The organism is Microcoleus sp. B7-D4 (assembly GCF_036705125.1).
Taxonomy (GTDB): Bacteria; Cyanobacteriota; Cyanobacteriia; order Cyanobacteriales; family Microcoleaceae; genus Microcoleus.
Map to the genome: position 1 here is coordinate 29,411 of NZ_JAUBTT010000064.1, position 22,099 is coordinate 51,509.

Annotated in this window: 17 protein-coding genes; 7 read left to right on the forward strand and 10 right to left on the reverse strand. The window is 46.2% G+C overall.

Annotated elements, in window-relative coordinates; all coding sequences use genetic code 11:
• Positions 1-39: 39 nt before the first annotated feature.
• The 3 genes from QUB12_RS24045 to QUB12_RS24055 all read left to right on the forward strand — a co-directional run bounded on the left by QUB12_RS24045 (position 40) and on the right by QUB12_RS24055 (position 1,371).
• Positions 40-453: a hypothetical protein gene (locus QUB12_RS24045; RefSeq protein WP_333142994.1), complete on the forward strand. Its 414-nt coding sequence runs from the start codon at positions 40-42 to the stop codon at positions 451-453.
• The gene (locus QUB12_RS24050; protein ID WP_333142995.1) at positions 450-905 is read left to right on the forward strand and encodes a nucleic acid-binding protein; all 456 of its coding nucleotides are present in this window, start codon (positions 450-452) and stop codon (positions 903-905) included. Before QUB12_RS24045 ends, QUB12_RS24050 begins: the two co-directional genes overlap by 4 nt.
• Before the next feature lie 85 nt (positions 906-990).
• Positions 991-1,371 carry a cupin domain-containing protein gene (locus QUB12_RS24055; protein ID WP_445251431.1) on the forward strand — a complete coding sequence of 127 codons (381 nt, stop codon included), beginning with the start codon at positions 991-993 and terminating at the stop codon, positions 1,369-1,371.
• A 413-nt stretch (positions 1,372-1,784) separates the two neighbouring features.
• On the opposite strand, the gene QUB12_RS24060 is transcribed toward QUB12_RS24055, so the two are convergent.
• The 4 genes from QUB12_RS24060 to QUB12_RS24075 form a co-directional block, all read right to left on the reverse strand.
• Complete coding sequence (locus QUB12_RS24060; protein ID WP_333142996.1) at positions 1,785-2,444, reverse strand: pentapeptide repeat-containing protein; 660 nt, start codon at positions 2,442-2,444, stop codon at positions 1,785-1,787.
• Positions 2,445-2,605: 161 nt separating this feature from the next.
• A complete protein-coding gene (locus QUB12_RS24065) occupies positions 2,606-4,255 on the reverse strand; it encodes an ABC transporter substrate-binding protein (protein WP_333142997.1) in 1,650 nt (549 codons plus the stop codon).
• A 308-nt stretch (positions 4,256-4,563) separates the two neighbouring features.
• Complete coding sequence (locus QUB12_RS24070) at positions 4,564-9,396, reverse strand: PAS domain S-box protein (RefSeq protein ID WP_333308658.1); 4,833 nt, start codon at positions 9,394-9,396, stop codon at positions 4,564-4,566.
• Positions 9,397-9,634: 238 nt separating this feature from the next.
• Complete coding sequence (locus QUB12_RS24075; RefSeq protein WP_333308660.1) at positions 9,635-10,846, reverse strand: RNA-guided endonuclease TnpB family protein; 1,212 nt, start codon at positions 10,844-10,846, stop codon at positions 9,635-9,637.
• 61 nt (positions 10,847-10,907) lie between these two features.
• Here QUB12_RS24075 and QUB12_RS24080 point away from each other — a divergent pair, with 61 nt between their 5' ends.
• Positions 10,908-11,078 (forward strand): hypothetical protein, encoded by a 171-nt coding sequence (locus QUB12_RS24080; protein ID WP_333291488.1) that lies wholly within the window; start codon positions 10,908-10,910, stop codon positions 11,076-11,078.
• Positions 11,079-11,442: 364 nt separating this feature from the next.
• On the opposite strand, the gene QUB12_RS24085 is transcribed toward QUB12_RS24080, so the two are convergent.
• The 4 genes from QUB12_RS24085 to QUB12_RS24100 form a co-directional block, all read right to left on the reverse strand.
• Positions 11,443-12,918 (reverse strand): adenylate/guanylate cyclase domain-containing protein, encoded by a 1,476-nt coding sequence (locus tag QUB12_RS24085; protein WP_333308662.1) that lies wholly within the window; start codon positions 12,916-12,918, stop codon positions 11,443-11,445.
• Between the two features lie 70 nt (positions 12,919-12,988).
• On the reverse strand, positions 12,989-13,333 hold the full coding sequence (locus QUB12_RS24090; RefSeq protein WP_333308680.1) for a slr1659 superfamily regulator: 345 nt from the start codon (positions 13,331-13,333) through the stop codon (positions 12,989-12,991).
• Between the two features lie 349 nt (positions 13,334-13,682).
• Entirely contained in the window at positions 13,683-14,261 is a 579-nt protein-coding gene (locus QUB12_RS24095) for a DUF6272 family protein (protein WP_333143001.1), read from the reverse strand.
• Positions 14,262-14,338: 77 nt separating this feature from the next.
• Positions 14,339-16,312 (reverse strand): SpoIIE family protein phosphatase, encoded by a 1,974-nt coding sequence (locus QUB12_RS24100; protein WP_333308664.1) that lies wholly within the window; start codon positions 16,310-16,312, stop codon positions 14,339-14,341.
• 535 nt (positions 16,313-16,847) lie between these two features.
• Between QUB12_RS24100 and QUB12_RS24105 the strand changes: the two genes are divergently transcribed.
• Positions 16,848-17,432 carry a hypothetical protein gene (locus QUB12_RS24105; protein WP_333308666.1) on the forward strand — a complete coding sequence of 195 codons (585 nt, stop codon included), beginning with the start codon at positions 16,848-16,850 and terminating at the stop codon, positions 17,430-17,432.
• 88 nt (positions 17,433-17,520) lie between these two features.
• Here the strand turns inward: QUB12_RS24105 and QUB12_RS24110 are convergent, their stop codons facing one another.
• Both QUB12_RS24110 and mnmA read right to left on the reverse strand, forming a co-directional pair.
• Positions 17,521-17,805, reverse strand: a complete 285-nt coding sequence (locus tag QUB12_RS24110) for a hypothetical protein (protein WP_333308668.1) — start codon at positions 17,803-17,805, stop codon at positions 17,521-17,523.
• Between the two features lie 72 nt (positions 17,806-17,877).
• The gene (mnmA, locus tag QUB12_RS24115) at positions 17,878-18,969 is read right to left on the reverse strand and encodes a tRNA 2-thiouridine(34) synthase MnmA (RefSeq protein ID WP_333308670.1); all 1,092 of its coding nucleotides are present in this window, start codon (positions 18,967-18,969) and stop codon (positions 17,878-17,880) included.
• A gap of 115 nt (positions 18,970-19,084) precedes the next feature.
• On the opposite strand from mnmA, the gene QUB12_RS24120 reads away from it, so the two are divergent.
• Positions 19,085-20,737, forward strand: a complete 1,653-nt coding sequence (locus QUB12_RS24120; RefSeq protein WP_333308672.1) for an NAD(P)H-hydrate dehydratase — start codon at positions 19,085-19,087, stop codon at positions 20,735-20,737.
• A gap of 406 nt (positions 20,738-21,143) precedes the next feature.
• Positions 21,144-21,674 (forward strand): peptidoglycan-binding protein, encoded by a 531-nt coding sequence (locus QUB12_RS24125; RefSeq protein WP_333308674.1) that lies wholly within the window; start codon positions 21,144-21,146, stop codon positions 21,672-21,674.
• Positions 21,675-22,099: the final 425 nt, after the last annotated feature.

Consider the following 22,099-nt stretch of genomic DNA (forward strand, 5'->3'; position numbering starts at 1 on the left):
TTATAATATGAGTAAATGAGAGAAAGGAAAAAAGTAATTATGTCCGAACAAGTTTTAAGCAGCGAAAGCCAAGGGACAGTAGAATCAGCGCCCGAAACTCCTACGGTTGAAGACAAAGAAAGCGATCGCCCATTAAGCCAGCCGATCGCGGAATTCCTCCGCGTAATTCAGCAAACTCCCAGAGAATATTGGCCAAACTTACTTCAGATGATGCGCTTATTTCTGGAAACGGTGACAGTAAAGCCCGTATTGTCCGAGCCTCCCCAGACATCTGAGAAAATAGACATTACTAAACTGTCGCTGGAGGAACGGATACAAAGAAATAAAGGTGCAATTGAATTAATCAATTCATGGATTGAGGAGGGAGATGAACAAGAACAAACAGAAACCGCTGAATATCTCCGTAAAGCTTTAGATGAAGACCGCCTTTCTAATCGGCCATTATTCCCATGAGTAGAGTAATAATTCTCGACTCTGGCCCATTAGGAATGGTAACAAACCCTAAAGCATCCTCTGCTGAAATTCAAGAGTGCAAAGTTTGGCTAAACTCTTTAATGCGGAGGGGCGAAATAATAATTCTGCCTGAAATTGCTGACTACGAAGTGCGACGGGAGTTGATCCGCGCAGGTAAATTAGCAGGTATTCAACGGCTTGATGAATTGAAATTACAACTTACATACCGTCCTTTGACTACAGAGGTAATGCTTTTAGCCACTCAGTTGTGGGCTGACGCGAGAAGGAGAGGAAGACCAACAGCCGAACCTAATGCACTTGACGGGGATGTGATTTTGGCGGCTCAAGCAATATTGGAGGCAAGTGAAGGCAATGATGTGGTAATTGCTACAACAAATGTGGGGCATTTGTCGCAATTTGTTGATGCTCGCGAGTGGCGACTAATTCAGTAATCTTTAAATCGATCGCCCTGACCCTGTCCCTGCTATACTTTTAACTACAGATATTTTTACAGACACCGTTGGCGAGATAAACAGGATGGTGGAAACAGTGGACACAATCGAAAAAATTGACGATCGTACACAAACCCGCTACTGGGGTCAAGTTACAGTCATAGACGCGGGCGATCGTTATAAGATCAATCGCATTGAAGTCAAGCCGGGGCATCACATCAGCACCCAAATGCACTATCACCGCAGCGAGCACTGGGTTGTCGTCTCCGGTACCGCTAAAGTTATCTGCGACGACAAAGAGACGATTCTCATGCAGAAACAGTCAACCTACGTTCCCATGAATACTGCTCACCGCGTAGAAAATCCAGGCGTTATTCCCTTGGTGATGATTGAAATCCAAAATGGTGAATACCTCGGCGATGATGACATTATCCGCTTCGCCCAAGATGCTCACGAGCAAGATTGATCCTAGAACCCCAAATATGAAGCAATCGCAGACACCGGGGAAAAGCTTCGCACACCGAACAATGACCGAAAGCATCCAGGATACAAGCCCCCGGATTCATCTCGCGCAAGTCAATGCTTTAATCTAAAATCTAAAATCTAAAATCTAAAATCGATTGACCTACGCAGCGACAGGAAACCAGATAATATCATGTCCGCTCGATTGACCATAATATCCCGGCCGGGCGGGTTTTTGAGATTGTCAATTATTGGCAGATATTGTTAGTGAACCCGCCCCTACCTGATGAAGGGTAATCGACCGGACATGATATAAATCCTACCATTAAAACTGTAGGGGCAATTTCAGAATTGCCCCTACCTTATTATATTAACTTTGTTAAGCACCAGAATTTGATATAGCAATTGGCGATCGTCCTACGGCAAAGAAGCGTTTTTCAAATCTACATTTGCCATATTGGCATTCTTTAAATTAGCACCTGTCAAGTCCGAACCGTTCAAATTTGCACCGTTCAAATTTGCATTGGTCAAATTTGCATCCCGCAAGTTGACTCCCTGTACGTCTATTCCCGACAAACTGCCACCTCTGAGGCTGACATTAGATAAATTCGCTAAAGACTGGCGAGCATTTCTCAAGTTTGCACCTGCCAAATTGGCGCTTTCTAAATTAGCGCCGATTAAATTAGCGCTGGTGAGGTTGCTATTTTTCAAACTCGCAATCACTAAACCAGCCAAACTCAGATTAGCGCGGCTCAAATCAGCACCCTCCAAATTAGCCCCGTGCATTTTAGCCGCAATTAAACTCGCACCTTGCAATTTAGCTTGTTTCAGATTTGCTTCATTCAGTTTGGCTTCGTTCAAATTTGCACCGTTCAAATTTGCACCGCTCAGATTCGCACCGCTCAAATCTGCGCCCGTCAAATCAATACCAGCAAGCTCCGCTCCTGTCAAGTCACATTGGGTACATTTTTTAGTTTCTAATAATTGTTTGACGTGTGATACGTTTTCTGCCTTTACTCCCGAGGCACAACCGATCGCAATCAGCAGCCCTGTTGTTGTTAAAATTCCAAGTTTCATATACCCACCCTCAGCAATATCTCTCTCTTAATAATATCCCACATTATTAAAGAGGGTCGGGTGATCAGTCTCTTTGATAAACTGTGACAATCATCACCCTGTTGTGCACAAAATATGCAATAATTATTGACGTTTCAACTCCCCCAAATTATTGTAACGAATTATTGCTTTTTCAGGAACCAAAAAGGAAAAGATTGCGTCGGTTCGAGACGGACGCCGGTAATGCTGTTCTGAGCAAACGTATAGTCCTTATCCTGCCAAAGAGGGATGAAAGGTACATCTTTACCCAGTATGTCTTGAATTTCGGCAAATAGGGCTTTGCGGGTTTCAGGGTTTGTTTCTTTGCGCTGCTTGTCGATCAGTTGATTTACCCGATCGTTATAATAAAACGATCCCTGACTTTGACTTGCACCCTTGGAGCAGCCCCCAGCCTCCGAACCTGTGGCACAATCTAAAAACGGCTGAATGTAATTGTCAGCGTCAAAAAAGTCGGCGGACCAATCCACTAAAACCGCTGGATAAATGCCCTTCTCTATGTTTTGAAACAAAGTCGGAGATTCAACGCTGTTAATTTCTACCTGCATTATCCCGTCCATTTTGAGTTTAGTTTGCGCCTCGATCGTACTGGCGACTAAAGCTCTTTTTCTTGAAGCCGAAGCATGCCAAATTTGCAGAACAAAAGGATTTGTGGCCGAGTATCCCGCTTTCGTTAAAAGTTCCTTGGCTTTGGCCGTGTTGGCGTCGCCGTACAGTTCTTTGAAAACCGGTTTTTGAACGTCCAAGGTTGTAGGAATCAGACTGTAAAGCGGTTGTGCTTGTCCCAGCAGTACGCGCTCGTTAATCAGCGGGCGATCCATCACTGCTGCGATGGCCTGTCTCACTTCTAACTTGTCCAGCGGTTTAGACTGCATATTCAGCGTCATGTAATTAACCGTACTGCTTTCCCCCGCGATTTCCTGCCATTTCCCTTTTTTTGCTCCCTCATCCAAGCTGCGAACTTGGTCTGCATCCAGAGACAAATAAGCCACATCAACAGCACCAGTCTGAAAAGTATTGAACAAATTTGACGAACTAGAAAGCAGCAAAATGTCAATTCCTTGATTAACCGGCTTTTCCCCCCAATACTTGTCAAACACGTCAAACTTGAGAGAATCGCTGCCGTACTTCGCCAGCTTGTAACGTCCAGTTCCCACAAAGGTATCGGGTTTAAATTTACCGGGCCCAATCTCGTAAGCTTTCGGAGAAACTGCACACATACCCGAAAATGTCAACAGGGAAGGAAAAGCAGCAAAAGGCTTTTTGAGTTGAAAAGTTAATTCGTATTCGCCCGTCGCTTTCACCGATTCTACTGCATCGCTCAACAACAAAGCCGGACTGCCGCCATTTTGGATAAACCGTTGCAAGGAAAATTCCATTGCGGCGGCGTTAAACGGTGTGTCGTCGTGAAAAATAACGCCTTGACGCAAGGGGATTGTATATGTCAATCCGTCTTGGCTAACTTTTGGCATCGCTGTCGCTAAGTGGGGGATTAACTCTGTAGTTCCCGACTTGTAGGCGTAGAGAGTGTCGCCCAAATTGCGTAGCAATTGTCCAGATAAGGTTTCGTAACCGTCCGCAGGGTCGATCGTCCGCAATTTCAAAGTTGTGCCAATAGTAACGCGGTTATTAGCATTTTCGCCGCTCGCAGTGACCGATGGACGTGTTCTTTGTCCACAACTTGCAGTTAACAAGCAGCACAGAAAGAACAGAGCTATCGCTTTAATCACTGAAGGTTTTATATGTATTCTAGGCTGCTGCTTGTTGATTCTCATCGTCTTTTTTTGACACTCCAAATTACTGATTATATTATCAGGACTTACGCACTGTTAGACTAGAAACCGGATTTATTGATAGATTCTCCTGTAATATCACGTCCGAGCGATTGACCATAATATCCCGGCCGGGCGGGTTTTTGAGATTGTCAATTATTCGCAGATATTGTTGTTGAACCTGCCCCTACCTGATTTCGGTCGAAGCGAAGCGGAGGGAATCGACCGGACAGAAGATAATACAAATATCGCTGCCTAACCAGAGCAACTTAAAAGCTTGGTGAGGTTCGATCGGTTTGAACTCCTTCTGATCAATTTTTAGAGCTTGCTGGCTCATGAGTATTCTTGCTAAGAAGTGCGACGATCGTTTTAATTAATTTATCCGGTTCGATCGGCTTTGCCAGATGTCGGTGAAATCCAGCTTGCAAAGCTTGCTGTTGATTAACCTCGCCCGCATAGGCAGTCAGGGCGATCGCGGGAATCAGCCCGCCTTGTTCTGGCTGCAGGGCTCGCACTTGCCGCAACAGCATATAGCCATCCATCCCCGGCATTCCAATGTCGCTCACCAGGACATCTGGCTGGAAATTAGTCAACGCCGTGAGGGCTTCTTGAGGGACAGCAACAGTCAGTACCTCTGCACCTGCATCTTCTAGCAAAAAGGAAATCAACTCTCGCATATCCGGCTCATCATCTACCACAAGTACCCGCATCCCGGATAACGGTTCCTCCGCAGTCGATCGTTCCGAAAGTCCTGCAAGAGAGTTTTCTTGTCTTACCTTCCCTGATAGGGGCAGTCTTACAGTAAAGGTAGCTCCTAACCCTTCACCCTGGCTCTGGGCCCCAACGGTGCCACCGTGCAGTTCCACTAGATGCCGCACGATCGCCAGCCCCAACCCCAAGCCACCAAACTTGCGGGTTGTAGCGCCATCTTTTTGGCGGAAGTAGTCAAACACGTAGGGTAAAAACTCCGGTGCGATGCCAATCCCTGTATCCGCCACCGTAATTTGAGCCTGATTGCCAACACGAGTCAAATTCACCTCAACGCGCCCCCCGGCGGAGGTGAATTTGACCGCATTGGAAACAAGATTCCAGACAATCTGCTGCAAACGGCCCGAATCCCCCAAAATTTGTCCGATCTGAGGATCTAACACAGTCCGAATATCAATGGATTTGGCAACAGCAGCCAAATTGACAGTTTCGATCGCCGATTCCACAGTTAAAGCTAAATCGACTGGACGAATATTCAGACTGAGCTTGCCTTGGAGAATTTTCGAGACATCAAGCAAATCTTCAATCAATTCAGTTTGCAGCTTGGCATTGCGTTCGATCGTCGCTAACGCCTGTGCAGTTTTGGCCGCATCCAGCTTGCCAGTTTGCAGCAGCTTTGACCAGCCCAGGATGGGATTGAGGGGCGATCGCAACTCATGGGATAGTACCGCTAAAAACTCATCCTTGATCCGATTTGCCTGTTTTAGCTGTTCCGCTTGCTGCTGCAGTGAATCGTTCAGATTTGCCCGTTCCAGAGCGATCGCGATCTGGTCACAGGTCGATCCCAGCAGCTCGATTTCAGCAGGCGTGAAGTCCGTCCGAGTCAGACTGGCAAAGGAGAGCGTTCCTAATAACCGTCCTTGAGCGATTAACGGTTGACCCACGTAAGCCGTGATGCCCAGTTCATAGGCGGCTTTACCATTCGGATGAGTGGAGAGTTCGGCTTGATTCAAGACAAGTTGCTGCTGCGTTTGGGCAACCAGTCCACAGAGATATTCCCCTAAATCGATCCATGCGATCGCCTGCGCCCTTTCTTCAGAGATGCCATCATAGTTTGTCAAATGCAGCATCCGGCGGTTGTCTTTTTCTTCCACCATGAAGTTGTAGTAAGAGTGCAGATCGAGTTGCACTGCAAGTTTGCGGAATAGCGTGTCCATCAAAGCCAGAGGCTGTTCTGTCTGCATCAGATCGCGGGTAGTTTCATACAGCAATTGCAGTCGCTCACTTGCTTGCCGTTGTGCAGTCTTGTCCTGCATGATTTTGACAAATCCCTGCAGACAATCCGCTTCATTAAGCAGGGGCATCATCAATCCACTGGCCCAAAAGCGATTCCCATCTTTGCGGACGTGCCAGCGTTCGTCTTCGGCCCGTCCTTGCAGTAGAGCCGTTTGCCTCTGGTACTCGGCTTGTCCTTGTTCGTTATCTTCGGGTGTGAAGATCATCCGACTCGAGCAACCAATTGCTTCTGTCTCGGTATAGCCCAACAACCTTTCTGCCCCTGAGTTCCAACTGGCAATGATGCCGTTAAGGTCGAGGGTGAAGATGGCATAATCTTTGGCGCTTTCAATGATCAGACGGAGGCGGGATTCACTCTCGCGTAGGGCTTCCTCAGCTTGTTTGTGGTCTTCAATATCAACACAGGAGCCGATGTAGCCCAAGAACTCACCTTCCAATCCGTAGCGAGGAACAGCTTCATCCATAATCCAACGGTATATGCCATCACAGCGTTTCAAGCGATAGTCCATCTTGAACGGTTGACGGGCATCAAAGGCAGTCACATAGGTGTCTAAACAGCGATCGAAGTCGTCGGGGTGGACTCCTTCTGTCCAACCATTGCCCCTTTCTTGCTCGATCGTCCGTCCCGTAAAGTTTAGCCACGGGAGGTTGAAGTAATAACAGAGTTTATCGGTGCCCGACATCCAAATCAGCACCGGGGCGGCATCTGCCATCAGCCGGAACCGTGCCTCACTCTCCCGTAGTGTGGCTTCGGCTTGTTTGCCATCGGTGATATCGTTGACCAGTGTTACAAACCCTTCAACTTTTCCCAGGCTATTGAAGCGGGGAACATAGGTCGCATTGATATAACGGGTTCCACCATCTTTGTAGGTAACTTGGGTTTCAAAAGTCACTTCCTTTCCTGCCAAGACTTGCTCAACATAAGGACGAATTCCTTCATAGGCAGTTTCGCCTAAAACCTCTTGAAGGTGCTTGCCATAGATTTGCGCTGCCGGATGTCCAAACCATTCTTCATATGCTCGATTGTTTAAGCGATAGCGTTGGTCTGAGTCTACAAAGGAAATCAAGGCAGGCACGGCATTGGTCACTAAACGAAGTTCTGCTTCTCGTTGTTGCAATACCTCCTCGGCCAGTTTTCGATCGGTAACATTTCGGAAATAAATGGTAATCCCGTTCGCGGCAGGGTAGGTGCGAACGTCATACCACCGATCGTGATCGGGATAAAACGCCGTGACTGAAAAAGCCACGCGCTCGTTTGCCACGCGCCGATGAACCCGCTCAAACTCGGTGCCATTGAGTCCTGGGAATTCTTCCCACAAATTCTTCCCAATCAGAGCGCCCGGAGTGCGGTCTAGCAGAATTTCCGCTGACCGATTCACGTAAGTGAAACGCCAATTCTCATCAAGGGAAAAGAATCCATCATCAATACTTTCTAGAATGTTGCGACTCTGCTCTTCGCTTTGACGCAACGCTTCTTCGACTTGTTTGCGATCGCTGATGTCGATTAATACGCCGCGCATCGAAATTCTGACGCCATCAGCGTTGTAGGCGCAATCGCCCTTTGCCAAAATCCAACGAACGGTGCCATCTGCCCACAGCGTCCGATACTCAATTTCAGTATGCGGTTGATTCGCTTTTAGCTCAGTGAGGACGCTGTGAACGAATGGGCGATCGTCGTGATGCACCGCTTCTAAAAACACCTTCATGGACATTGCGGTATTGACGGGTAAACCAAACATCGCTTTGGCTATGTCCGTCAAACTCAGCGTGTCAGTTTCCATATCCCAATACCACAAACCCAAATTGCCGCCTTCGGAAGCCAGTCGGAGCTGTTCTTCGCTCTCGCGCAACGCCTGGAACGATCGATCGCGCTCGAAGGCGATGCTGGCAAGTTGGGTGCCGAACTCGGCGAGTTTATGTTGCCAATCAGTGGGCATCCGCGCCTCGCTAAAGCACAGCATCAGCGACCCCATAGGTACATTGTCCTGCCTGAACACGGGCTGAGAATGACAGGCTAGAATGCCATGAGCCACGCATAAATTTCGCCATGCTTGCGACCAGCGATCGTCGTTGGCAATGTCGGCGCAGGTCACGGGCTGACCGCTATACACTGCTTCGCCGCAGGTTCCAATGCACAAATCGTTAATCGGAGCATCCTTGAGTCCTTCACCAAAAGACGGTGAAAAGTCTGGAGTAATGGATCTCTTAAACATCAGCCGCTGAGCATCGGCTAGCAGGAAGCAGGCGCGGGTACCCGGATTCAGCCTGGATACTGAGTCACACACGGCTGCCAGACAGTCGTCTAGTGGCTGCCCGAATGCGATCGACTCCAACAGTCGTTTCTGCTCGATTAGGAGGAGTTCCCCCTGCTTGCGATCGGTAATGTCGGCAAGCAAAACGGTCAGTCCACTGGGCGAAGGGTAAATTCGATGGTCATGCCAACCGTTCCAAGGTGAGTAGAGATAATCAAACTGGAGTGGCGTTTGTTCGTGCATTGCCCGATGAAACTGCACGTAAGCCTCGGTGTCAACGGCTGCCGGAAATAACTCCCAAACGTTCTCACCCAGAATCGCTGACCGCGACATTCCAACCATTTCACAGTAGCGATCGTTGGCATAGGTGTAGCGCCAATCGCGATCGAGGATGTAAAACCCATCGTTGATGGTAGAAAGTACCCTTTCTAGCTGTTCTTTTGCCGCAGTCGCAGCAGTTTCTGCGGTTTCGCCCTGCGCCTTTTGTTCTAGTTCCATTGCCTCCTGTAAAGTTTGCAAGGCTGCTTTCGCGTTTTTTAGAGCAGTGCGCCACGATAGATTGAGTGCAGCGATGAATCCTGCCGCGATCGAAAACATACCCAGCCGAACAATTGTCTCTACATTAACTATCTGTAAGGAATAGAACGGCTCAATAAAAAAATAGTTGATTGCCAGCGTGGATAAAATTGTTGCCAGTAACCCAGCCCCGAAACTGCCATACCAGGAACTCACTATCACCGCGATGAAAAACAGGGGCGTCGTGGTTGGGTAAAGCCACGGTAAAAGCGATCGGGTTAGCGCCAGTGCCACAGCCACGGAGAGGGTCGCCACACCATAGGGAAGTAGTCGAATATCTCTGAAAATGCTGTTGATTCCCTCTAAACTCACCGTTTGTACTCCTTATCCGAAAAATATCTTGCTCGCAGCGCCTTACTGCATTCGCGAAGCGTTGCATCTGGCGAATTATCAACTCATCCAGCAATATCTAAATTTGCTTGACTGCCAACCCAGAAGGCGTAGCCTGTCCATTTTCCCAACGATTAATCGTGGCAAAGGTCATCCGTTCTAAAAAACTTACCCATAGCTACCCAAATCTTGACATAGCTAGACATGAGTGCTTGTGGTGTTAACTTCCTGTTTCACAGTAGCGACAACATGACTGCTGTCGGGTTTGTCTACTCCGCAGGCTGACGGGAGTGGAACTCACCGCCAATTCTGAACGTTCTGGAATAAATATTCCTTCAAACCAACGTTCTATATTTTTCGACGCATTCAAGTCACGGTCTTGAATATTTCCACAACTGGGACATTCAAAGGCTCGGACTCTTAATGGCATTTTATGCCGATGATTACAGCAATTTGAACAGATTTGACTGCTAGGAAAGAATCGATCTATGAGCGTCAATTTTGAGTTAAACTTTTCGGTTTTATATTCAAGTTGACGCTTGAATTCGTACATGGCGCAGTCGGCGATTGCACCAGCTAACTTGTGGTTCTTCAAAAAGGCCTTAACATTCAAATCTTCAATCTTCACCTCACTGTGGTTTTTGGCGAGGTAAGTTGTTAGCTTATGAATAGCATCTTTTCGGATGTTTGACACTTTTAGGTGCAGCAAGGCTTGTTTAGCGATTGCCTTTTTGCGGTTGTTAGACCCTTTGACTCGCGCACAGACACGCCGTTGCAGACGTTTCATTTTACGGTTCATCCGACGATAGGCTTTAGGGTTGGCAAAGACTTCGCCGTTAGAACAAACAGCTAGCTGCTTGATGCCGATATCAACTCCGACAGTAGGACGGTCACGTAGAGTTGCGGGCTGCTCAATTTCGTATTTAAAAGCAATGAACCATCTGTCAGCTTTTCGACTGATTACGCAGTTGTGAACTGCCGTAATTGGTAATGGTTCGTGCAGCCTAACCCAGCCAATCTTAGGTAACTTGACACGCTTGCCGTCGTTATTAATTCCTGGCTTTGCTTTGGTTCCTTGTTCTAGGTAGAAGGAGTCCCCCGATACACCTTTCTTTTTGAATCTAGGTTGTTTAGATACCTTTTTGAAGCATCTATCCCAAGCTGTTATCAATTCAGTTAGAGCCTGTTGTGGGCTTGCTTTGGAAGATTCGTAATACCAGGGATGCTCATGTTTGACTTCTGCCACTAAACGCTTGTGTAGATCAATTGCAGAAGGGATCTTAATAGTTTTATCCGTCTTCCTGAGTGTCAATGTTTCAAGGATGATTGAATTTGCCCAGTTGTAAGCGTGTCTTGCTACTCCGCAATGCTGCCGAAATCTAGTCACCTGTTTGTTATTAGGTTTTAATTCCGTCTTGAAACTAAGTAACATTTGCTTTTACCTCATTTCTGCCTTACTCTTATTGTATGCGGAATTAATACGGAACAAGAAAATGCCTAGAAAAAAGATTTACAGCGAGCCTAAGCGTAAGGTCAACCTCAGCCTAACCGAGACTGCTACTAAGTGGCTAGAGGAAAAACGAGTTCAGCTTACCGCAAGCAGTCTTAGTGACGTTATCGAGAGACTTGCTAGAGAGTTACCCAACAATTCCATCAATGGGTAACTTTGTCCAAGAATCACGTTACAGCTTTAAACCCTAATTCATCCGCCAACTTTTTCTGATACAGCTTCAGCCCTTGCGGCCGTTCTCGCACCAAATTACCGATCGCTGGTTTTGGAGCCCTAAGCCGTTCTATTTTGAGAAGCCTCAGAAGTAACAGGTATAAAGCTATTTATATTTTACACCTTTGACAGATGCTAGGGGTCAGTCATCTCTCTCAAGATATATAGCCATCCTTACAGGAGTCGTAAATTTTTTACCCCACCCCAACCTTCCCCGAACCCGCTCTGAGAAAGTAAGAAATTCACAAATGATGCGAGGATGTCTATATGAAGTCAATCTTAAATCTAAAATAGACTAAGTTGCTTTAAATTCCTTTGAGGAGCGATCGCCAATCCCGACAGCGTTTCAGGTAAATGCGAGCTACCTGATCGCTGGGATTTGTTCGCAAACACTCTTCAAATAATTTTCCCGCTTCTCGGAATTCCTTGCGATCGCACAGTAACATAGCTTCATTATATACAGGCAAATTTGCTAGCTTTGCCGACATAATTTCCGGCATATCTGCATCAAATACCTCATAGACTACGACATATTGAGATTTTCCTTTAACCTGTACTTTATCCACAATCCTAATAGCATAATCGTTCGGATTTCGCAACCGTTCTAAAGTCTGCTGAGAAATTAACAGAGGTACGCCGTAATCTTTGGTCAATCCTTCAATGCGAGATGCTAAATTAACAGCATCGCTAATCACAGTGCTGTCCATTCGGCTTTTCCCCCCGACTGTCCCCAGCATCAAAGAACCCGAATTGATGCCAATGCCAATTCGGATCGGGACGTAGCCGACCTCTAGACGGTATTCGTTGTAATTTTTGAGGGTATTTAGCATTGCAATACCCGCTTTCACTGCATCATCTGCAAAGTCACTAAACAAAGCCATAATTGCATCGCCGATGTATTTGTCAATAAACCCGTTATTGCTAGTAATGGCAGGCTCCATCCGCGAAAGGTAAGCATTGATAAATTTAAAATTTTCTTGGGGAGTCATAGTTTCGGAAAGCGTCGTGAAATCGCGAATATCCGAAAATAGCACCGACATTTCCTGCTGCACTTGGTCGCCTAAATGGACATCTATAATACTTTCATATCCCAACAAATTTAGAAATTGGTGCGGCACAAATCTACCGTAGGCATCAGTTAAGTCTGATTCGGCATCCAGGGATTTTTCTAAATTTTGGTTGAGGTCAAATAGTTTCTTAATAAATAACTGGCGATCTGCTTCAGCTTCTTTGCGTTCCGTGACATCTTGAAAAACTGCGATCGCAAAAGCAACTTTGCCACCCTCGTCGAAAATTGGCGTTCCCCAAATCTCTAGGGGAACTTTCTTGTCGGCTCGATGAATTTCCAGATCCTCAGCCGTCGCGTTTTCGCCCCTCAAAGCTCGGACGATAGGCAAATTCTCGAAAGGGTAAATAGTCTCAGTTCCCGCCATATAAATTTGATAACTTTCTGACAAATCCTCAACTGAATTTAAGGGCAAAACTCCTTGACCGAGCAACTGGTGTCCCGCGTGATTTACGTAGTAAGGTTTGCCTTGAGAATCGAGCACTACCACGCCTACCGGAATCGCTTCGAGAAATTGAGCCAGCTTGATTTCGCCTTCGCGCACCGCCTCGAATGCGCGAGAGCGCAACTCAGTTTCAACCGTATCGGAATGTTCAGCAGTAGTTTCCAGCAAGATTTCTAGATCCGCTTTTTCCTCCTTCAAGTCTTCCACTTGCTGGCGCAGTCTTTCTATCTCTAAAAGTAGCTGTTCTCTAGATGGTTGTTCTTCCAGCATAACTCTAGAATTTGCGCCTCGACTAACAAAAAATTGCTCAATAGCTCGCACCCAAAAAGTAAGCGTGTTTCTATAGAAATTCCAACTCTAAACCAGGCATCAGGCGCTGGAAATTCCTCAAAGATCTACTGTGCCAAGCTATGCTGTGAGAGCCTTGTACCGCCATTTGCACCCTGGCTGTTTTGCGGATCTCGATAATAAACTTCGATAGCATATTGATGCCAGAACTGTTCAAAAATTCTAACTGCTGCAAATTGAGGATAATTTTCGTCGGTTCCAAGTCGGCAACCTGGGCCAGCAACTGCGCTATCGGCGCGTACTCTGCAGGCCCGCTCAGTCTTAGAGATCCAATCAAACTCACGGTTGCCGTTGCTGGATCGTAACAGATCTGGTAATCTTCTGTATTAATTTCCATAGCCACAAAAAAAAGTCCCTTAAATATTATCGATCGCTAGCGTTGCTTATCAAAGAAATGGGTCTAAAACCCCGTCGTTCTACGAGGGCTTTGAGCTAGAATAGAGAAGTCTACAGGCTCAAGACGCGTTGAAATAGCTACGATGAGAGCGCACCTAGACAGTTCGGAGGGGCAATGCTTAACTGCAACCCTGAAGACACCAAGCTTTTTGCTTGAGTAAAACGAAACATAGTCGCCTAGCGGGCATTGGGAGACTCTAAACGGACGTGGAGCGACGGTAAGACTACTTTGGTAGCGCGTTGCTGTGAAGCGTTAAGGAATCCTCGCTCCTTGAGGACGAGGAGGTATGTCAAACTGTTAATTGCACCATCGTTGTCACCGCAATTAATTCCGGGTCTTGGTGCACGGTCTGGAATTTCCAGCCAAGTTTGGCGGTATAATCGGTGAGCATGGTCAACAAACCCAATCCAGAATTGGTACAGTTGTCGTCAGCAGCATTTTTTTCCAACCGCTGAAGGTAAAGTTCGCTTGGCTCCGAGGCCAGCAACTCCTGAATATAAGCCTGAAACTTGTCCACAGCTTGCGGAGAGATGCTGTTAGCCACTGAGACAATCACTCCGTCGCTCTCTAATTGCAGTTTAATATCGATCGGGTACTCTGAGGTTTCATCATTAAACTTCATGGCATTTTCCAATAACTCGTTGGCAATGTAGCTAACAGCGCTTTTTATTTCAGCTTGTCTTTCAATTGTCGAGGGTTCATCTTGGTTGCCCGGAAAAAAAGTCGTCAGGTAGTCAGCCAGAAAATCCGCCGACAAACCGTTGTTCCGCCACCGCTGCTTCAGAGGAACCGAACTCGGAGAAAATCCAATTATTAAGTATTCTTGGCTAGCGGGCTGCTCGATGAAATCGCCGAAAATCTGAGTCATACCGAGGTGAGAGCTAAAGTTTGAGATGAGGGGCATCACTGAATATATTTTAAACTTTAGAAGGGATATGCAAGTAGTTATTTTTGTTTGAGTACCAGCAATGTGATGTCATCAAAAACTTTTTGTTCGCCGATGTGCGATCGCACGTCCTTAATTACAGCGTGCCTGATTTCCGCAGCCGAACGCTGCCAATTAATCTCTATTACCTCAATTAGCCTATCTAAACCATAAAGCACTTTATCCATATTTTTAGCTTCCGTAATCCCGTCAGTGTACAGCACAACCACATCTCCTGAACGCAAATGCACAATTTTCTCAGCAACAAATTCAGCAATATCTACATCCAGCCCGATCGGGAAACCCAAATCGATCGTATCAAACCGCTCGACAGAACCGTTACACCGCACAACAATCATTTCTTCATGCTGGCCACTCAATTTCAGCATCCCCTCCTCATAGTCTAGCAAAGCAAGGCTGGCGTTTTTATCGGATTTCATGCGCTGCACATTATCGTAAATTACACTGTTAATAGCACTTAAAAATCTTACTGGGTCTGGTTCATTGTAGGCGAGCAAGGTTCGCACTGCCGTTTGAACCATAATCATTAAAACCCCGCTCTCCAATCCGTGTCCCGTCACATCCCCAATGCCGATTTTTACTCTACCTTTGTGCTGGAGTACGTCGTAATAGTCGCCGCCTACTTCCTCAGCAGCTTCCATAAATCCCGCAATATCTAAGCCGATAACTTCGTTGAGCTCTCGGTCTTTGGGCAGCAGCATCTGCTGAATCTTGCGAGTAACGTCTAGTTCGGCGCTCATTCGCATATTTTCAGCTTTTAGGCGATCGTTGAGAACAGTAATTTTTTGATTTGCACCAACTAAGGCATCGGCAATCTTGTTAAACGCACCCACAACTTGCCCGAGTTCATCTCTGTTATCCAAAATAATTTTGTGGTCAAGATTGCCGTTTGCCATCTTTTTTGCAGCTTCGTCAAGGACAAATACAGTTTGCATAACGCTTCTGTAAAAACTTACAAATAAATAAATAACTATGGCTAAGGTTATTAACACAACAATAGAAATTATGCGTTTCTTAGCAACAAAACTATCAATGCGTTTTTGCAGGAGAAAGTCTAATTCCTTGATAGTTTCGTCCCACAGTTCAAAACTCGAATTCATAACTCTATCGCTGCCATCGAGATAGGCATAATATTCCACTAAGGCTGTGGGATAAATCAGTTTATCTATTTGCCCAGTTAGCTGCTCTACTACGGAGTTGAATTTGGTCACATCCTCGCTTAATTTCTGTCGCAGATTCCCGTGAGGATTATTGCTAGCTCCTACCTCCATATTGATTGCTAAATCCTGATTAAGTTCTCTCAACTTGCCTGCCCAAGTAATCAGTTTCGCTCTTTCTTTAGGTGTGGCATAGGAACGCAAGCTGTTTTTTTGAGAAATAAGCCTAATCTCTGACAAGATTTTTTGGATTTCTGGAATCTTCAGTAAGGTAGCATCCATCAGATAATAGGTATCTAGATCGGGGTCTAAAATTAGATTAGAAGTATCGCCGACGTGAGCGCTCAGTCTATTAATGTCGGCAGCTAAACGTTGATATACCAAATCGTAAGTTTCTAAACTCCACTGGCTGCGGCGAAGTTTGAAGTTTTGCCAATCTTGATAAATAGTATAAAATTTTTCACTGGACATTAATATGTTTCCAAGCTGGCGATCTGTATTAGCCAGGAATTGAAAGTTTGCGTCCATCTTAGCTTCTAAATCGGCTCTCGTATCTGGTAGGCTGAAGTTTGTATTTAAAGGCTGATAATTTAAGAGTTGAAGTTTAGGTAGGTATTCCCTCAACTGGCGCAGTGGGCGCAGGTATTGATTACCGTAGATTTCTTTTTGGGAAAAATCAACCCTGCTGTTAATTTCGGAAATCAGCAGGTACATGACCAAGGTTAACGGTATTGCAAATAGAAAACCGATTAAGGTAAATTTTTGAGGATAGCTCAGCCGATTCATTAAATGGATTCCCAGAGATTTTCTGTTCATAATCGATAGATTTCAACAATATTCTACTAAAAAAGTAGCGATCGCTACTTTTTTAGTAGTTTCGGGGACGATCGCTCTAGAAAACCACAACGCTAATATAATTAATCAGCGATAGCTGATTTAATTTCTAATGCGTTTTCGTCCTGTTGCAACCCAATTTGAGGCATCCCTGTGATATCCTTGGCTCAGCTCGCTTCCCCCAGTCTAAAACACGTTTAGCAGTTTTGGGACGCAGAATAGTAATTTGTACTGAGATGCGGGCGCAAGATGAGAGGCTTTTAAGAATATTTACTTAAGCATAAATTTTTCTTAATACCCGGAGACAAAAAGTAAAAATTAAGTAATAACTGGGTAGTGCAAGTTTCCTGAAACACAACAGCCGGCAGCGAGTAGGAAATACTTGCGCCGCACGCACCAGCAGTCAAGTCGGTTCTGCACAAAGGAACCAATAGCACCAGCAATAGTGTCTAAATCAGTATCTGCAGTTGAGTGTTCAGGAGCGATCGCGCATTGTGTAAAGTGAGGCAGAGGGCGTATGATGAAAAGAATCTCCACAAATAAATTTCAAATAAATAAAAACCGAGACCAAAAGCAGCCCAATCCTGTAATCTTGGCTTTGGTGCTGACAGGAATTCTGGTATGGGAAATGTATCCGGCGCTAAGACACACCGCAGCAGCTAACGCGGGCGCTCTCAAAGATTCCCTTGCTCAGTTGGAAAGGCAACCGCCGCAAACCGCGCAGCAATTTTCCTCAGCAGCGGTGCCCCAAAAAATCAGCTATTCGGTATTGGCACTCAATACTCTAATTTCCGAACCGGGAAATTTGGCGGAGACGACTCCCCCAAATCCCCCGAACAAATTGCCCGCAACCGTAGCAGCAGCAGTTCGCCGAGAGTTGTCGGACTCCACTGGCATTGCTGCTGACAAGTTGAAAGTAACTGAATCGAGCGAACAAAGTTGGCCGAATACTTGTTTAGGACTCTCGAAAGCGGATGAAATTTGCGGTCAAATGATTGTTGAAGGTTGGCGGGTTGTGGTTTCTGATGGTAGGCAAACTTGGGTGTACCGTACTAATGCTAGGGGAAATATCTTGCGTTTGGAAAAAAAGTTAGCTAGGTAAATGTACCCTGTGAAATGAAATATAAGTTTCCTTTTGGAACAGGCAAGATGCCTGTTCCACAAAGAGTGAATTTTTTTGTGGGTGGGGCTCACAAACAGGCAAGATGCCTGTTCCACAAAGAGTGAGTTTTTTTGTGGGTGGTTTCTGGTGGGCTTCTGGGAACAGGCTTTCCGGCCTGTTCCACACAGAGTGAATTTTCTTGTGGGAGGTTTCTTGTCGGCTTCTGGGAACAGGCTTTCCGGCCTGTTCCACAAAGAGTGAGTTTTTTTGTGGGAGGTTTCTTGTCGGCTTCTGGGAACAGGCTTTCCGGCCTGTTCCACAAAGAGTGAATTTTCTTGTGGGAGGCTTCTTGTCGGCTTCTGGGAACAGGCAAGATGCCTGTTCCACAAAGAGTTTTTTTGTGGGTGGTTTCTTGTGGGCCGTTGCTGCTAGCCCGCCCCTTGCTTTAATTTGGGAGTTGGTTTCTTTCTATGATGCCGCCGCCCAATAGCACATCGCCGTCATACCAGACAGCCGCTTGTCCGGGGGTAATACTCAACTGCGGTTCGTCAAAAATCAACTTAACTCTTGTACCGCCGACTTTTTCCTCTGGTTGGGAGGATTCTACAGGAATAATTGTAGCCGGGACGGGTTGCGATCGATATCGAATCTGTACCTGAGCCCGAATCGGAGCCGTCGGCGCAGCCACAGAAACCCAATTCACTTTCTGGACTGTACATTCAGATTCTACTGCCAACTGGCGATCGCCCACAACTACCCGATTACCAGCAGCATCAAGTTCAATCACATACAGCGGTTCGGGCGCAGCAATTCCGAGTCCCTTCCGTTGGCCGATGGTGTAGTGGTGCACGCCGTCATGCTGTCCGAGTACCCGCCCTGACTTGTCCACGATGTCACCCTTTTGTGGCGCAATGTACTTATCCAGAAAAGCCCGCATCGAACCGTTACTTTCCACCAAGCACAAATCCTGACTTTCCGGCTTATCAGCAGTTGTCAAGCCAAATTCCGCCGCAATTTTGCGAGTTTCTGTCTTGGTAATTTCCCCCAAAGGAAATTCCGTACCCGCCAACAAATCCTGTGTTAGATCGTACAGGAAATAAGACTGATCTTTCGCAGGGTCGATCGCCCGCAGCAACTGATAGCGACCCGTAGCAGCATCGTAAGTAATCCGAGCGTAGTGCCCTGTAGCGATTTTTTCAATTCCGAGTTCTTCGCGAGCATACTTAAGCATTGGCCCGAACTTCACAGTTTTATTGCACTGCGAACAAGGCAGAGGCGTAATTCCTGCACTGTAACCCTCCACCAAATAATCGACAATACTTGCCTGAAAGACCTCGCGGCTGTCAACAATGTGGTGGGGAACGCCCAAATCTTCGCAAATTTTAGCTGCATCGACCATTCCCTCAGAGCAGCACTGACCTTTGCCCTTCATCAACCACAGCGTTAAACCCACCACTTCATATCCCTGATGGTGTAAAATTGCGGCTGCTGCGGAACTATCGACCCCGCCGGAGAGGCCTACAACAATCTTGTTCATGATTCTGAGAGAAATTGCTATTTTACTGTGAGTTAGTTCGATCGAGCTAATTTATTATACCACAAGTATACTACAACTTGCCACTGCTGCTGTTAGCTGAAATTTTAGCATTAATATGACCATTCAAAAATTTGTTGTCACCGCCGACCAAATGCGGCAAATAGAAACGAGAATCTTTGCTGCGGGAATGCCAGTCGCAGCTTTAATGGAAAAAGTCGCGGGACTGATTGCTAGACGCATTCAGGAGCTTTTGAAAGCGGAAGGAAGTTCGGCAACTAGCAGTGTACGGGATTTAACGGATAGAAGGAAAAGGGAAGAAGGGAAAAATATTGTTAATTCTCAATTGCCCGTTATCGGCGTATTGGTTGGGCCCGGACACAACGGCGGCGATGCTTTGGTTGTTGCCCGCGAATTGCACTTTCAAGGGTTCCAAGTAGTTATTTACTGCCCGTTTTCCAAACTTAAAGAACTCACGAAAAGTCACGCTGATTATGCGCGTTCTTTAAATATTCCATTTGTTGATAAAATTGAACTGCTGACAAACTGCGACTTGCTCGTAGATGGTTTATTTGGATTTGGATTAGAACGAGAAATTACTAATTCCACAGCCGCCGCTATTGACGAAATAAATAATTTAAATATCCCCCTTTTAAGTATAGACATTCCATCGGGAATTCATACTGATACCGGAGAAGTTTTGGGAACGGCAATTAGGGCAAAACATACATTATGTTTGGGTTTGTGGAAAAGGGCATTTCTGCAAGATAGAGCGTTAGAATATATCGGAAGTTCCGAATTAATTGATTTTGATATTCCCGCACCAGATATTGCAGCAATATTGGGCGAAACGCCAGCAATACAACGCATTACAAAAGCATCGGCAACTCAGAATTTGCCGTTACCCCGATCGCCAATTTCGCACAAATACACCAATGGTCACTTACTAATTATTGCAGGTTCCCGCCGCTACAGCGGAGCCGCAATTTTGGCAGCATTGGGAGCAAGAGCTAGCGGCATCGGAATGCTGTCAATTGCTGTTCCTGAGTCGATTAAATCGATGTTGAGCAGCCAGTTACCAGAGGCATTAGTTATAGGATGTCCCGAAACCCAAAGCGGTGCAATTAGCCAATTGCCAATAGCAATTGATTTGGACACCTATGATGCGATCGCCGCAGGGCCAGGTCTGACATTGGAAGCGGCAATAGCTGTAGAATCTGTACTGGAGAGCGATCGACCTCTGGTTTTAGATGCTGACGGTTTAAATATCCTCGCTCAACTCGGCACAGTCCCGATTTTGTCCGAACGCTGTGCACTGACAATTATCACGCCTCATCCGGGCGAATTCAAGCGTTTATTTCCCGAATTAGGCGAGCAAACCGGCGATGATCGAATTGCCGCAACTCAAGCAGCGGCTCAGCTTTGCGGCGCAACGATATTGCTCAAAGGAGCCAAAGTTTGCATAAGTTGGAAGGATGAGGGCGATTCCCTACGGGATAGCTACGTTTCACGTACCATCACCTACCTCAATCCCGAAAGCACCCCTGCCCTCGCCAGAGGCGGCAGCGGCGACGTTCTCACAGGCTTGTTAGGGGGACTATTAGCAAGTGCGATCGCCCGCAAATCCCCCCCCAAATCAGTTGCTGCAACAGCAGCTTGGTGGCACGCTCAAGCCGGAATCATGGCTGCCAAAGATCGGACGGAATTAGGAGTAGATGCCTTTACTTTGACACAGTATTTAATTCCAGCTTTGCGAGAATTTGCTGAGTAAACAATCAACATGAGTTGGTAGAGTGCGTACCCCGCATCTTTGTATTGGGTAGGTGTGCACCGCGCACCTTAGCCCTTGGTTTGTATTGACAACGGAAGTCCTCATAAAGATATTACAACTTGCATTCCTTACGACTGACATCTTGGAGCAATATCAATAAGAGGATTTTTCGTGGGGTCGGGCGGGTTTATAGAACCTATTTGCAAGCTTTAAGGCTGTTGGCGAACCCGCCCCTACGGCTAATTGAGAATGCTGCAAGATCTCAGTTACGACAAACCAACGGGTAACTCAAACGAGTGACACTCACATGAGTGACACTCTAAAAAGTGACTGTGCATCCACAAATCCCACCAGTTATACCTGAAATATCAAAGACAAAAACTTAAATGTTGAGAGGAACCACATTATGTACACCGAAGAAAGAAGCTTGAACAATGAAACTATGGCTCTCGTCGCCGATACTACTGCTCAATCAAGTCTTGCATTTGCTGCAACCACTGGAGTAAACAAACCCACTTTACAAATGGGTTCAACAGGTCAAGCTGTCAAGGAACTACAACAGCTTCTATATCATTGGGCATATTATTTTGGCGCCATTGACGGTATCTTCGGCGTCCAAGTTCAAAACGCCGTCAAAGGCTATCAACACCGCGTCTTTTTAAAAGAAGATGGGATTGTCGGCCCTATCACTTGGGAAGCACTATACTCTGGTGCACCTGTGAATATGCCGATCGTCATGAAGGGCAGTTCTGGTAATGCTGTTAAAATTGTTCAGAATGTCTTGAAAATCAATGGATACTATTTCGGCTTCATTGACGGATTCTTCGGGCCGATGACAGATGTAGCCGTGCGACAATTGCAACTGAGCAAGGCTTTACCGCAAGATGGAATTGTCGGCTACAGAACTTGGCACGCCCTCAGCAAGTTACCGCACTAATGACGGGTTGGATTAATATTTATTCCGGTTGTACGAGCGAAATGATTGTTGACTGTTGACTGTTGACTGTTGACTGGGTGTTGAAAAACTGAATGGTTGAGTGTTGACTGTTTACTCGATTTTATTATTCGGATGCAACCGGAAACGATACCACTTTCAGTCATCGCCAAAAATCGGTAGCTCAATTAGGGATTTAGGCTTTGCCTAAGTCCCTAATTATCGTTAAGGGGAAGGCAGCGCGCGGGAAGGGCAATTCCCTGCGGGATAGCTTCGCTTCACGCAAATTCTGTTACCGTTCTCGGCGATGAAAAATCTTCTCAACTTTTCCGTGTTTATTTGTTACTATATCTTAGGATCGCGAATTAAATAACTTACAATTTTAATTGTTATTGTGGGATGGGCGTCCCGCCCGTCCTTTTTGGACG